Source organism: Ursidibacter sp. B-7004-1, assembly GCF_053654055.1.
Genome location: NZ_JBSIUP010000022.1, coordinates 24,414 through 39,348, shown reverse-complemented (window position 1 = coordinate 39,348; position 14,935 = coordinate 24,414). Strand labels below are relative to the sequence as shown.

The 14,935-nt window shown below is 40.0% G+C and carries 9 protein-coding genes; 6 read left to right on the top strand and 3 right to left on the bottom strand.

Annotated elements, in window-relative coordinates:
• From ACWIW0_RS08325 to ACWIW0_RS08315, 3 genes are all read right to left on the bottom strand, one after another.
• Positions 1 to 5,333 (bottom strand): two-partner secretion domain-containing protein (locus ACWIW0_RS08325; RefSeq protein WP_454452949.1); only part of this gene is annotated, 5,333 nt, incomplete at its 3' end.
• 20 nt (positions 5,334 to 5,353) lie between these two features.
• A complete protein-coding gene (locus tag ACWIW0_RS08320; protein ID WP_454452948.1) occupies positions 5,354 to 7,108 on the bottom strand; it encodes a ShlB/FhaC/HecB family hemolysin secretion/activation protein in 1,755 nt (584 codons plus the stop codon).
• A gap of 347 nt (positions 7,109 to 7,455) precedes the next feature.
• On the bottom strand, positions 7,456 to 8,361 hold the full coding sequence (locus ACWIW0_RS08315) for a 1,4-dihydroxy-2-naphthoate polyprenyltransferase (RefSeq protein ID WP_454452947.1): 906 nt from the start codon (positions 8,359 to 8,361) through the stop codon (positions 7,456 to 7,458).
• Positions 8,362 to 8,465: 104 nt separating this feature from the next.
• On the opposite strand from ACWIW0_RS08315, the gene tsaA reads away from it, so the two are divergent.
• From tsaA to trpS, 6 genes are all read left to right on the top strand, one after another.
• Positions 8,466 to 9,203 carry a tRNA (N6-threonylcarbamoyladenosine(37)-N6)-methyltransferase TrmO gene (gene tsaA, locus ACWIW0_RS08310; protein ID WP_454452946.1) on the top strand — a complete coding sequence of 246 codons (738 nt, stop codon included), beginning with the start codon at positions 8,466 to 8,468 and terminating at the stop codon, positions 9,201 to 9,203.
• Positions 9,204 to 9,258: 55 nt separating this feature from the next.
• Entirely contained in the window at positions 9,259 to 9,978 is a 720-nt protein-coding gene (locus ACWIW0_RS08305; protein ID WP_454452945.1) for an SIMPL domain-containing protein, read from the top strand.
• Between the two features lie 119 nt (positions 9,979 to 10,097).
• On the top strand, positions 10,098 to 10,763 hold the full coding sequence (gene slyD, locus ACWIW0_RS08300) for a peptidylprolyl isomerase (protein ID WP_454452944.1): 666 nt from the start codon (positions 10,098 to 10,100) through the stop codon (positions 10,761 to 10,763).
• Between the two features lie 16 nt (positions 10,764 to 10,779).
• Complete coding sequence (gene ilvA / locus ACWIW0_RS08295; protein WP_454452943.1) at positions 10,780 to 12,306, top strand: threonine ammonia-lyase, biosynthetic; 1,527 nt, start codon at positions 10,780 to 10,782, stop codon at positions 12,304 to 12,306.
• A gap of 102 nt (positions 12,307 to 12,408) precedes the next feature.
• Positions 12,409 to 13,743, top strand: coding sequence for a phosphoglucosamine mutase (gene glmM / locus ACWIW0_RS08290; protein WP_454443722.1), 1,335 nt, complete (start codon positions 12,409 to 12,411; stop codon positions 13,741 to 13,743).
• 77 nt (positions 13,744 to 13,820) lie between these two features.
• On the top strand, positions 13,821 to 14,849 hold the full coding sequence (gene trpS / locus ACWIW0_RS08285; RefSeq protein WP_454452942.1) for a tryptophan--tRNA ligase: 1,029 nt from the start codon (positions 13,821 to 13,823) through the stop codon (positions 14,847 to 14,849).
• Positions 14,850 to 14,935 lie beyond the last annotated feature (86 nt).

Sequence of the window (14,935 nt, the reverse complement as noted above, 5' to 3'; positions counted from 1 at the left end):
CTCTTTAATTTTAAGTGACCGTTATTGCCTGTCACTTTAACCGTGCCAATTTGGTCTAATATCGTACGCTCAAAATTGCCATCTGCACTTTGGGAATGAGAGAGTGTGCTTGAAACCTCTAATTTCTTGCCTGCTTCTAAGGAGAGTGAATTTACCGCCTCAATTCTGCCACCGAGATTGATGAGATTTTGTTTTGCAGATAAATCAACTGTATTACCTAAAATCACGCCACGGTTTTCGAGGTGGTTGGTTCGAATATGGCTTAAATCACGTCCTGCGATAACGCCAGAATTTTCTAATTTATCCACACGACCGATAATTTCATTTGCCGAAATCAATGCACCTCGGGACGTAATATCACTATTACGAGCCACTAAATAGACTTGAGGGGTTAAAGCGGTAACTTTCTGTCCGTTTGGTAACGTAAATTCTTTATTTACTAGCCATACCATATCGGTAGTCAACTCAGACATCTGTTGAGCGGTTAGACCAACACCTACTGTCAAATTAAATTGTTTGGCATATTTCACGCCGCTATTCATTAAGGCTTTGTATTGTTCTACATCATTACGATAGCCTTCAATAAAACGGCGACCTGTGAGTCGGTTGATTTGTTCATTGATTAAACGTTGTTCATAGAAACCATCACCCAAACGTTTATGTACGTTCTCGTGGTTGTGGCGGAGCTGTTCGAACATATAGTCGCTGCTTAGCCACTGCTGGCGTTGGGTAAACTTCGGATCGGTTTCAACCAAATAACCTTGGGGATGATCGGGGTTGATTCGGTATAGGCTTGCCGTTGGCAAACGCACATCCACAAGATGAGTTTTGATCGTTGGGAATTTTAAATCACTACCTTCAAGATTAGCGAGGGTAGTATCTAATTTGCCTAGCACTTGACCTGAATTGATAATATATGCCAAATCTCTATTTGGTATTGTTGGTAAATCTGCAGAGTCACCTTTGGTTCCAGCATTTTTTATTGAGTCTAGCTTAACAGAGTTAATATTCACCTCTTGTGCTAAGGTTTGTGGCTCAATAGAAGAATTAGAAGTTAATTTATGCCCTATAGTATTATCTAACAAATTCAAACTAAAATATTTAACTGGATGCTCTGGCAATTTATTTGAAATTAGCTTCGGTCTATCATGATACCAACGTCTCTGACTTTTACCGCTACTTTTAGTTTTTCTACCACGTGGGGCGTATAGCAATAGTGTTCCATCATCTTTTGTATGGATTTCACCTTGAGTTTCTATATTTTCTAAAATAATAGTACTGCCCAAATCTTTTCTCAGTGTATTTGATGTGAACTGCTGATCTCCCAACCAAAGCGATTGACCAATACTTAAATGGCTATCTTTATTTTTTAGAGCATCACCTTGAAGGTGTAAATTTCCACCAATAATAATTTTCGCAGGATCCGTTTTTAGCAAAGTGGTTGTATTTGTTGTTCTTGTATATTTCCACTGATACCAATTTTCACTCACGATTTTTTCTTTACTTTTATCAAAAAAGTGAAAATATGCATTTTTATGTTTTGCTCGATGCGGAAAATCAATCCAGCCATCTTTCGTGCTATACCTCTCAGAATTTTGATTTGTTGCGTATTCAACAATGGATTCTTTCTTCGAATCTTCCCCAAATAATAACCCCAAATTCTGATTTAATAATTTAACTGTATTAATATGCCCGTCATTCAGTGCTTCAATCGTTGCACTGCCATTATCGATCAATTCAGCTTGACCAATTGCATTTCCCTCATTATCAAGATCACCACCAATGGATAAATTACCGAGACTTAAAATCAATGCATGATCACGGTTAGTTAATGTTCCCACACCAAAATCGAGTTTCTCGCGTGCTGCAATCGTCCCCGCTTTCGTTTCACCATTGACGCTTTCAGCAAGGTTGTTGATTGTTTTAGATTTAAAGGCTAAATAATCACCATAAATACGTCCTGTTCCGATATTGGTAACATAGGCACTATTAATTCGCGTCTTATTCCCATCGATTACTCCTCGATTAGTTAATTCTGTTGAGTTAAGCGTGGTCTTATTGGCTGAAATCTCTGCATTAGCATTATTGGTAATACGATTTGCAGTCATTGTCACGTTGTTTTTAACCGCTTGTATCACATTATTTTCAAAATCACCCTCAGTAAGGAGAGTTAAATTATTCCCCACCTCAAAAGCCTTGTTTAGAGTGAAATTGTCTTTTAAAGCAATGGATAAATCCCCTTCGGTTTTAATATTACCCTCTGCCTCCAACCCTTTCATTTTAAGATCAATACGTTTGTTTGCTTGAATTAACCCTGCTTGGTTATTCACCATTAAGCCACCTTCGTGTTTGAGGTCAATCGCATTTGCCGAAACAATTTCGCCTTGTTGGTTATCTAGGTGTTTTTGGATAGTTAAGTCAGCAGTATCCAGTGTATAAATACCGCCTTGTTGGTTATTGATATGCTCTGTTGTTAAAGTTACGTTATTGGCTTGAATACCTTGGGTTGGTACTTTGGCTTTTGCCTTAGTCCCTTTATTATTCAGTTGAGCAACCTTGAGTGTTAGCTTATCGCCTGAAATCACAGAGCCAATATCAGTATTCGCGCTGTTATCCAGTTGATTTGCAGCAAGTGTTCCTGAGGTGGTACTAATTTTGCCTGATTGGTTGTCAATTAGGTTGGCAAAGAGCGTTAATTGACGATTACCCTGAATTAATCCAAAGGTATTATTAGCTGTCTGTTGCACTGTCGCATTCAATTCGCCCTCAGCATAAATCGTCCCGTGCTGGTTGAGTAAGTGCGAAACACTTTCCAAAACAATATTCTCTAGCCCTACAATGCCTTTACCTTGACCTTGGGTATGGCGGTTATCCAGCTGTTGATTATGAAAATTGAGTGATAGTACTTTATCTGCACGAATTACTCCCTGCTGATTATTGACTGCACCAGTATCAATTTTCCCTTTGGTCTGTGCCACGATGCTACCATCTTGGTTATCAAGTGTTTTCTGATGGGTATTCAATGTCAGTTGATTTCCTGATACCACTTTGCCGTACTGGTTTGAAAGCCCTTGGGTATCAAGAGAAAGATTATCCGCAGCACTAATCAGTCCTTGTTGGTTATTAAGTATAGAATGGGTTGTGAGATGAAGATTCCCCTTGGTTGAAGCAATTAAACCTGATTGGTTATCTATTGTTGTCGTGTTAAGCTCAGCGATATTCCCAACTAAGATTTCGCCTGATTTATTGTGCACCACTTGTACTGAAAAGTTTGCGTTTTGATTGGATATGATTTTTCCTTGTGTATTATCAATCACCTTACTATTCAGAGATAAATTCTGTCCAGCAACGATCCCTTGATTTTCAGCTTGAGTATATTGATTTTTGATACTTTCTGTCACATTGAGCGTTACCGCCTGTTTTGCATAAATAAGCCCATTTCGATTTTCAAGGTTTGTGGTTGTTGTAGAGAGATTATTTCCTGCAATCAATCGCCCACTAGAGGAATGAATAGCCTCTGTTACATTGAGGTTAAGGGATTTTCCACTACTTAACGTTCCTTCACTATTCTCAAGGTGTCTTCCTTCAACGAAGAAATTCCCTTGAGTCGTAATGCGTCCGCCTTCGGTGTTTATTGTATCGGCTTTTAAACGAAAATCGCCTTCCCCTGTTTGTGTCCAAATGGCATTTTTCGCATTCAGCGATTGCTGGGTTGTATCAATTGTTTTCGCACTAATGTAACTAGATTGAGTAGAAAGCGTTTTAGGTGTGCTGAGCTTTAATTTTTCTTGTGCCACTAATGAGGCTGAATTGGCTTCAATGTTGCCCGTTTTAGCTTGAGCGATAATACTATTGGCACTATTTTGGCTATGATTTAAGTTGATACGCTCGGCATTGACAATCAAGTTACCCGAGGCAAGATTTTTTCCTTGCAAGGCTGTGCTGTTGGTTGCAGTCAGTTGAATCGATTTACCCTGAGCAGACTGTGTGTCTAACTGGCGTGTTTCGCCTTTGTCATTCTCTGTAATCGCCACCCCAGCAGCCAGTAATGAATTGGTAGTCGCTTGGATTGTTGGGGCGGTGTAAGTGATATTGCCTTTTGCCACCGTTTCACCTTGCTGAGTAATGGCTTTAGCAGCTTTTTTGTGAATATCACCACCCCTTGCTACAACGGAGCCGTCTTGTTTGATGTCGGCTTGTGTGGTGAGCTGAATGCTCTCTTGACGGTTTTCGATTTTGCCTTTGTTTTCAATCCCTTTACTTGCTGTGAGACTAACCGCTTCGTTAGCATTAAGCGTACCCGTGTTGATAATCCGCCCTTGGCTGTCAATCTGAAGGGTATCGCTACCCGCCCCGATATGCCCTGCATTACGCACACCGACCCCAGCTTCTGTGCCAATCAGGTGGATTTTGCCAGCGTACATTCCACCTAGCTCACCCACATCCACCGCAAATTGTGGCGAGTTTTCTGATGCAAGCGGTGCGGTTGTGTGAATAATTTGCAAATTATCGGTAGAATCTGACCGCTTGATGTGGTTTTTACCTGTTGCCACCTTAAGTGCTTTATTCGTCCACACGCCAGCATTGGCTTGAACTTCTCGGCTAATAATCTCGGTATAGTCTGCTTTGCTGTTATCTAATCCCTTACCTTCTACGGTGACTTTGCCTTTTTCCACCACAAAGCTGTCTAAGCTACCTTGCTGAATCTGTGGTTTACCTGTGGTAAGTGTGGCACGGTTGGCATTAATCACACCACAGCCATCACAATGTAAACCGCTCGGGTTGGCAATAATCACATCCGCCTTTTTCCCTGCGACTTCCACATAACCTTTTAACACACTCGGGTTATTAGAATTGACTTCATTTAAAATGACCTTCGCTTCACCTCGGGCTAAATAAGGATTGCCCTGCACCCAACCAGCTTGCTGAGTTTGCACATTCGTGCGGCTGTTGTTGAGAATCGCCCCTTTGGTATCGACATCAAATGTTGAGTATTTATTGTGAGAAAGCCCTTTTTCATTTGGGGTTTGAATATTGACTTGGGGCAAGCCGTTTGCGGTTTGTAACACAATCGGTTGCTGGTTTTTCGGGGCGGATTTATCTGCTTGAATAATCAAGGTTTCTGCGAGAGCATTATTCGAAAACGCGACAAACCCTAAAGCACAAAACAGGCTAAAGGTAAGCGGTCGGATACGGGCAAAGATTTGCAAATCAGGAAGCCCAAAGCTACCGCTTGTTTCATTAGATTTACCCGTAGTTTTGGCGAGTTCGGAAGTGACGATAAAACGTTGTAATGTTTTACTGAAAATAACACGGAAACATTTTTTATTCATTGGAAAATCCTTATTAACATTTAGAAACTATACCCGAGATTAAAACCTGCAACGGCATCCGAAGTACGGAAGCCTTCTGGCATTCGAATGGGTCTGCCGATAAATAGATCATAGTAGAAGCCTTTCCACCCACCTTTAAGCCCTAATGCACTACCGACAAGGTGATGCCCAAGCTGACTTTCTGACAAGCTAGATACTCGCCCACCATCTAAGGCTAAGTAGAGTTGATGACCTTTGTTGTGTACATTCCACGCCAGCTCGTTACGCCATAGCCAACCACGCTCGCCCGAAAGGGAGAGTTCGCCATCAAACCCTCTTACTGTATAACGCCCACCGATGCTAAAACGATATTGTGCAATCAGTGGAGTTTTATTCCATTGTGCATTCCAACTAGTTTGCCACTGCCAAGGCTGTTCGCCTACCATAAGTGGTTTAGTGAGAGAAATAGCAGCGGTAATGATTTTCGGGCGAGAGGTTCCTTCGTTCCATAATTCTTCTGGTGCGGATAGTGAGCCTCTAGCCCCAGTGCCTCGTTTGAAGTTTGCGGATAATTCAAGGGTAGCATTACCTATGTATTCTTTATGGGAAATACCAGCTTCCCAACCTGCCATTCTTCGGCGTTGTACATCAACTTCTGCATTATCGACAAAGTTTTTCGATTGGCGAGACCAAAAACTGCCCGATAAAGTGGTTTTACGCACTGCATCACGATAAAGCAAATAAGCGAGGGTTAATTTTGTGCTGTTGCTTTCGCCCGAATATCGGTAGTTATTCTCAAATGCACCGAAAACTTGTTGATGATAGCGACTATAATTTTGTGTTGCTGAAAGTGTCCAATATCCAAATGGAATGGAGTAATAGAAAGTGAGATTTTTACTCGCTCGTGAGCCTTTGTCATCTTCGCTACTTTTTAAACTATGTGTAAAAGAGGTATAAAATAAGTCGTTAGCAGAAAAGAGATTATCAATAGAGAGTGTTGCTGAGCCTTGATATTTTCCTGTTGAACGAGAGCCTGAATCGTCAAGCCCTAAATTTAGGCGAAAAGGAAACGCTTGGTTGTAACTCACTTTTAAATCACTTATCCCAATATTCTCGGCATTTTCACTTGGGAGAATCTCAATATTCGCCTCAACAGTAGGTACTCGTTTGAGGTTTTCTAAAGATTGTTCTATATCACGCACATTGAGTAAATCACCTTTTGCAAAGGTAAATCCATTCCAGCTTTGAAGGCGAGTAAAGCGAGGGACGTTACTGCTATCGGCAACAATCGTATTCCCGATTTTGCCTAGAATAACCGTTAAAACTAAATTGCCCGAACGTAAATCTTGCTCTGATGCCACAACCCGAGTCGTAACATAACCTTTCTCAATAATGTTATTTTGGATTTGTTTCATCAAAATACCTAAGCCCTCACCACCAAAGCAGTGTGGGAGCGTAATCTTTAGATCGCTAACAGCTTGATTGAAAGCCCATTGAAATTGGCTAGTTTGCAGTGAATTATCGGCGGAATAGTCAATCAGAGAAATTTGATGAATAGGGAAACAAGGGGATTCAGAGATTGGCAAAGACAGGGATTGTTGTGTGGTATCTAAACGGACATCGGCAGCGGATTGGAGTAAGGTTGATTGCGATTGCTGTTGCTGTATTTGGCGTTGCTGTTGGTTTGCATCTAATTGATTTAATTGAGATACATCGTCCTTGCTTGAATTAGCGAGGGCTGATAAAGAAACAATAGGTAAGATAAAGAGTGATATTTTGGAATAAAGATGGTTCATAGATTTCAACAAATAATTTCATTTGGAGTGAATTCTATAGATTGCTCAAGGATAAGGCAATAATAGTATTATCTATATCCTCAATATATCTTGTGGTACGAGAGAATACTCGCACCATTTTGCATTTAATTTATTGAAATAAATTAACTCAGATTATTGACAAAGTCTTTTTTCATTCGGACGCCAGCGTGGCGTCCCTACAAGGAAATTTATAACCAATTGAAAAATAACAGATTTTATTTTGTTGTGTAGGGACGCCACGCTGGCGTCCGTTTATTGAATACAACAAATTAGGGTTTGTCAGCGGTCTGAATTTATTGAAATAAATTAACTCTTGTTTTTTTAGATTAAAGCACTATCCCTAAGCTAAATAATAAATTTGTCAGCAACGCTAGTCCTGCCATTTGTCCAAGTAAAGGTCGCAGTTCAATCGGGTCTTTATGGCGATAAACAAACAGGGCGTGTTTGATCAATAAAGGTAGGGTAAGTAAAAATAAGAAATTGTACCAATGGTTCAAAACACTTATTGCAAAAATCAGATAAGAAAGCACCGCTAGTGTTAGTAATAGAAGATGATAAATGCGTCCGTTTTTGCTACCAATACGCACAATTAAGGTATTTTTGCCTGCGGCTCTATCTTGATTGATATCTCGTAGGTTGTTGATATTTAATACTGCAACTGCTAATAATCCACAGCCGAAAGCAGGCAATAAAATAATGCTCGGTAAATGGTGAGCTTGCAAATAATATGTGCCGATAACCGCTAAGAAACCAAAAAAGATGAGTACCGAAATATCGCCTAAACCCAAGTAACCATAAGGTTTTTTACCAACGGTATAAGTAATTGCCGCAATAATCGCAACCACGCCTAAGCCAATAAAGGCTAATAAGTCCTGCCACGTTTGATACGAATAACCAATTAACGTAACGCCCGACAGAAAAGCTAAACTACCGACAACAAACAATGATTTTTTCAGTTGTTCACCTGAAATTGCCCCTTGTTGAATTGCTCGCAGTGGCCCGATACGTTCTGCTGTATCAGAGCCTTTCAAATGATCGCCATAATCATTAGCAAAGTTAGATAAGATTTGTAGTAATACGGTGGTTAAAAGAGCAAGAAAGGTGGTAAACCCGTTAAATGCTCCAGCCCAATGAGCTAAGGCTGAACCAACAACAATAGAAGCAAGTGCTAAGGGTAAGGTTTTAGGTCTAGCGGTGCTAAACCAAATAGCAAAAGTTGAGTGTTTATTCATATTGATACTAATTAAACTGTTCCGAGATTTTACTTTTAAAGTGTGGCATATTATTACAAAATAGCCATCAGGTTTTTGATTTTTAACAGAAAAAGATCAACTTTATGCAAAATTCTAACGTTAATTTGACACTTTCTCCGATTGGTATTATCCAAAGCCCTTATGGTGAAAAGTTTGCTGTGCCACGTCAGCCTAATTTAGTGCAAGAAGGAAAAGGGATTTTACGCTTATTGCCACCTTATAACCACCCCGATGCAGTAAGGGGGATAACGGAGTTTAGTCATTTATGGCTAATTTTTCATTTTCATCAAATTCCAGAACGCAGTTGGCACGCTACTGTTCGTCCACCACGTTTAGGGGGAAATGAGCGTGTGGGCGTATTTGCCAGCCGAGCAACGCATCGCCCCAATCCGCTAGGTTTATCCAAAGTTGAATTAGAAGATGTTGAGATCACCCAAGGCGGAGTGAATTTGATTTTAGGCAGTGTCGATTTAGTCGATGGTACACCTATTTTGGATATAAAGCCTTACATTGCTTACGCCGATAGTGAACCTGATGCTCGATCTGGCTTTGCTCAACAAAAGCCACAAGCCACATTGATGGTAGAATTTAGCTCTAAGGCTCAAAAAGCGGTAAGATCAAGCGTAAAATTTGCAAAATTTGGTATTCAATTTCCTGAGCAATTTATTGCTGATGTGATTGCTCAAGATCCCCGTCCTGCTTATCAACAGGGTAAAATTAGCCAGCGTATTTATGGAATGTGTTTAGCTCAGCATAATATTTTATGGCGAATTGATGAACAAAACCCAAATAAAGCCATTGTAGTTGATGTACAAGATTGAACTAATATAATGCTTTCTTTTCTAACAGGTGTTTTTATTTTTGAAGGAACTCCCTATGAAAAAGTTACAAAAAATCTTTACGATCTTACCGCTTGTGTTTGCAACAATCTCTGCTCCTGTATTGGCGAATACTTCACAAAGTAGTAAAGAACAATCTTTTGTTTTTTCAACACAAGTCAATCGTATTGTCGATAAAGATCTAATGCAAGTTGGACTGTATAGTCATAAATCAGGTAAAAATTTAACGGAATTAAAAAAAGAAGTTTCTGTGGAGTTAAATAAATTACTTGAAGTTGCCAAAGCCTATCCTGCTATTGAGATTTCTGCTGATGGTGTGAGTAATTCGCCTAATTATGATAATAAGAACAGAGTAAATGGCTGGGTTACAGAAGGACGAATTACATTAAAAAGTAAAGATTTTGAAGCAATGGCGAAGGTGTTGGATAATGTAGGCGAGAAGATAGCGATTAGTTATATCGACTTTAGTGTCTCTCCTGAACAAATGGCAATGTTAGAGGATGAAATGACATTGGATATTATTAAGCAATTTCAACATAAAGCTGAAGTCATTCAAAAAGGTATCAATGCGAAGAGTTATACGCTGAGTAATGTACAATTAAATACACCAAATGGTGAATCATCACCGAGTGCCTTCCGAGCAAAATCTGCCTTTGCTGCATCAATGAATAAAGGTTACGAAAATCTGCCACTGGAAGCAGGCAAAGAAACTATTTCAGCAAGTGCAACAGGCACCGTTGTTTTTGATCAAGAATAATAGTGTTATAGATTATTCTTTAACAAGCGGTATCTTAATGTAGAAAATTTGCAAATCCCCTATAACAAGCCTAAAATGGATACCGTTTTTCACATTTTATTTAAAACTAAGGAATTCCTATGAAAATCGCAAAAAATGTTGTACCAAGTATCGCTTATCAAGTTCGTACCCAAGATGGCGTATTAGTAGATGAAGCACCTGTTGAGCAACCACTTGAGTATTTACACGGTCATAATAATTTAGTTATTGGCTTAGAAAATGCGTTAGAAGGTAAAGCAGTTGGCGATGTATTTGAAGTACGTGTAAAACCAGAAGAAGGTTATGGTGAATACAATGAGAATATGGTTCAACGTGTACCAAAAGATGTATTTATGGGGGTTGATGAGCTTGAAGTAGGTATGCGTTTTATTGCGGATACTGATGTAGGTCCATTACCTGTTGTGATTACTGCAATTGAAGGCGATGAAGTTGTGGTTGATGGTAACCATATGCTTGCAGGTCAAGAATTATTATTCAGCGTTGAAGTGGTAGCAACTCGTGAAGCAACATTAGAAGAAATTGCTCACGGACATATCCATTCAGAAGGCGGTTGCTGTGGCGGTCACGATAGTGATGAAGAACATCACGGCTGTGGTTGTGGCGGACACCACCATCATCACCATCACGCTGAAGAAGCTCACGAAGGCTGCTGTGATGAGCATCACCACCATCACCACAATGGCGAATGTTGTGATGAAGATCATCACCATCATCACACAGCAGGCGAACATTGCCATAAACACTAATTTGGTTATGTAGCCAATGAGTGAAATATCATTAAAAAGTGGTATGGATTATCTCCGTACCATTTTAAGCTCTAAAATTTATGATCTTGCTCAAGTAACACCATTACAGAAAATGGAAAAACTGTCGGAACGCTTGGGCAATGCTATCTATATCAAACGTGAAGATCGCCAACCTGTGCATAGTTTTAAATTGCGTGGTGCTTATGCGATGATTTCCAGTCTTTCCCCTGCTCAAAAAGCTGCTGGTGTAATTGCTGCGTCTGCAGGCAATCACGCACAGGGTGTCGCACTTTCTGCCAAACATTTAGGCTTGCGAGCCTTAATTGTAATGCCACAAAATACTCCATCAATCAAAGTTGATGCAGTGCGTGGCTTTGGGGGAGAAGTGTTACTCTACGGGGCAAATTTTGATGAAGCAAAAGCTAAAGCAATTGAATTAGCTCAAGAACTGAATATGACCTTTGTACACCCTTTCGATCACCCGTTAGTGATTGCAGGGCAAGGTGCTATCGGTATGGAGTTACTTCAACAGCAAAGCGAGCTTGATTATATTTTTGTACCTGTCGGTGGTGGTGGTTTGGCGGCTGGTGTAGCAGTACTGATTAAACAGCTTATGCCAAGCATCAAAGTGATCGGAGTTGAGTCTAAAGATTCCGCTTGCTTATTTCACGCTTTACAAGCAGGCGAGCCGATTGATCTAGAACGTGTTGGGCTATTTGCCGATGGTGTTGCGGTTAAACGGATTGGTGATGAAACATTCCGTTTATGCCAACAATATATTGATGATGTCGTGTTAGTTGATAATGATGAAATCTGTGCTGCTTTAAAAGATATTTTTGAAAATGTACGAGCAGTTGCAGAGCCTTCAGGGGCATTATCACTGGCTGGATTGAAAAAATATCTTTCACAACACAAACTACAAAGCAAAAATGTGGCTTGTATCTTGTCGGGAGCAAACCTGAATTTCCACACCTTACGTTATGTTTCTGAGCGTTGTGAGATCGGGGAAAAACATGAAGCCTTATTAGCGGTCACGATTCCTGAACAAAAAGGAAGTTTCTTAAAATTCTGCGAAATTTTGGGTAATCGTGCTGTTACAGAGTTTAATTATCGCCACGCAGATGATCATAAAGCCTGTATCTTTGTTGGGGTCAGAATTTCAGGAAATAGCGAAAAGCTAGAAATTATCAAAGAGTTACAGCAACATCATTATGATGTAACTGATTTATCGGAAGATGATATTGCCAAAACGCATATTCGCTATATGGTTGGTGGGCGTCCAACATCTATCGCTCAAGAGCAGTTATATAGCTTTGAATTTCCAGAGCAAAAAGGTGCATTGTTGAAATTCTTACAAACGCTGATGAACTGGGATATTTCGCTCTTCCATTATCGTGCTCACGGTGCGGACTATGGCGATATTTTGGCAGCTTTTGTGCTGACAGACTCTCAACATCTTCAATTCCAACAAGATTTAGAGAAACTTGGCTATCGCTACCAAAATGTAAGCAATAGTCCAGCCTATCAATATTTTTTAAAATAAACGAAAACAAGCGGTGGGTTATAGCTAATTTTTTGCAAATTTTAGCTGTAATCTCACCGCTTATAATCGAACAATAATCAAATAGATTAAGAGAATACTTCTATGGCAGAACGTAAATATTTTGGCACCGATGGTGTACGTGGCAAAGTGGGCACTTTCCCTATCACTCCAGAGTTTGCTTTAAAATTAGGTTGGGCAGCAGGTAAAATCCTTGCAACACAAGGCTCAAAAAAGGTATTGATCGGTAAAGATACTCGTATTTCAGGCTATATGTTGGAATCTGCTCTTGAAGCAGGACTTGCAGCCGCTGGTTTATCTGCGGCCTTCACAGGTCCAATGCCAACCCCTGCTATTGCCTATTTAACCCGAACATTCCGAGCGGAAGCGGGAATTGTGATTTCCGCATCGCATAATCCTTACTATGATAACGGGATCAAATTCTTCTCGGCAAGTGGTGAAAAATTACCTGATGAAGTAGAAGAAGCTATTGAAGCAATGCTTGATCAACCGATGGACTGTGTAGAATCTGCAGAGCTTGGACGTGCTAGCCGTATCACAGATGCTGCTGGGCGTTATATTGAATTTTGTAAAAGTACTTTCCCCGCTCATTTAAGCCTTGAAGGATATAAAATTGTCGTGGATTGTGCCAATGGTGCGACTTATCACATTGCTCCCAATGTAATGCGTGAACTAGGCGCGGAAGTAATTGAGATAGGCACTCACCCCGATGGCTTGAATATTAATGAAAAATGTGGTGCAACAGATATAAAAGCCTTACAAAAAGTTGTTGTAGAAGTTGGGGCTGATGTTGGTTTAGCTTATGACGGTGATGGCGACCGTTTAATTATGGTAGATCACTTAGGCAATAAAGTTGATGGCGACCAAATTCTCTTTATTATTGCTCGTGAAGCACTGCGTGCAGGTAAATTACAAGGTGGCGTGGTAGGTACGCTAATGAGTAATATGAGCCTTGAAATTGCACTAAAACAACTTGCCATTCCGTTTGTGCGTGCTAATGTGGGCGATCGCTATGTGCTAGAACAACTGAAAGAAAAAGGCTGGAAACTTGGCGGTGAAAATTCAGGGCATATTATTGTGCTTGATAAAAACTCAACGGGCGATGGCATTATTGCTTCTCTTGAAGTTTTAGGTGCAATGGCAAGCCATAAACTCAGTTTAAATGAATTAGCCAAAGCTGTACCACTGTTCCCTCAAGTGCTATTGAATGTGCGTTTTGCTGGCGGTGCAAACCCGCTTGAAAGTGCCGAAGTTAAAGCAGTTGCCGCAGATGTGGAGCAACGCTTAGCAGGAAAAGGACGTATTTTACTGCGTAAATCAGGCACAGAGCCACTTATTCGTGTAATGGTCGAATGTGAAGATGGCGAACTTGCACAACGTTGTGCAGAAGAAATTGTCGAAGCGGTAAAACGTAATTAAAACAAGCGGTCAGTGAGTTGAAAAATTTTATCAAAATCAAACCGCTTATCTTATCGAAATTTTAAAGAGAAAAAACAATGTCAAAACCAATCGTATTTAGTGGCGTTCAACCATCAGGTGAATTAAGTTTAGGCAACTATTTAGGTGCTTTACGTCAGTGGACGAAAATGCAAGATGATTATGACTGCTTATTCTGTATCGTTGATTTACACGCCATTACCGTCCGCCAAGACCCAGAAGCATTACGCAAAGCCACTTTAGACACCCTAGCAATTTATCTCGCTTGTGGAATTGATCCTGAAAAAAGCACTATCTTTATTCAATCCCACGTACCAGAACATTCACAATTGGCGTGGATTTTAAATTGCTATACCTATTTCGGTGAAATGGGACGTATGACCCAATTTAAAGATAAATCTGCTCGCCACGAAGATAATGTGAATGTTGGTTTATTTACTTACCCAGTGCTAATGGCTGCGGATATTTTGCTCTATCAAGCAAATCAAGTCCCTGTTGGTGATGACCAAAAACAGCACTTAGAAATTACCCGTGATATCGCTAACCGCTTTAACGCTTTATATGGTAAAAAAGATGAAGATGGTAATATCACAGAAACCTTATTTGCAGTACCTGAAGTTTTCATTGCGAAAACAGGGGCAAGAGTAATGTCATTACTTGAGCCAACAAAAAAAATGTCAAAATCAGACGATAACCGCAATAACGTTATCGGTTTATTAGAAGATCCAAAATCAGTCGCAAAAAAAATTAAGCGTGCAATGACAGATGGTGATGAGCCACCAGTTGTACGTTACGACGTGAAAGAAAAACCGGGCGTGTCGAATTTACTTGATATTTTGGCTAGCGTAACAGGTAAAACTATTCCGCAACTAGAAGCTGAGTTTGAAGGTAAAATGTATGGACATCTAAAAACTGCCGTAGCCGATGAAGTTTCTGCTATGTTAAGCCAATTACAAGAACGTTATCATCATTTCCGTAATGATGAAGCTCTACTTGAAAAAATCTATCAAGAAGGTGCGAAGAAAGCACGCACCAAAGCTCAAGAAACATTAAAACAAGTCTATCAAGCGGTTGGATTTGTGGTGTAGTCTTAAAAATAGTTAAGAAATTACTGGCATATAGTTCAATATGTTAAGCTTATTTTTACTCCTACCATAATTAAAGGTAGGAGTAA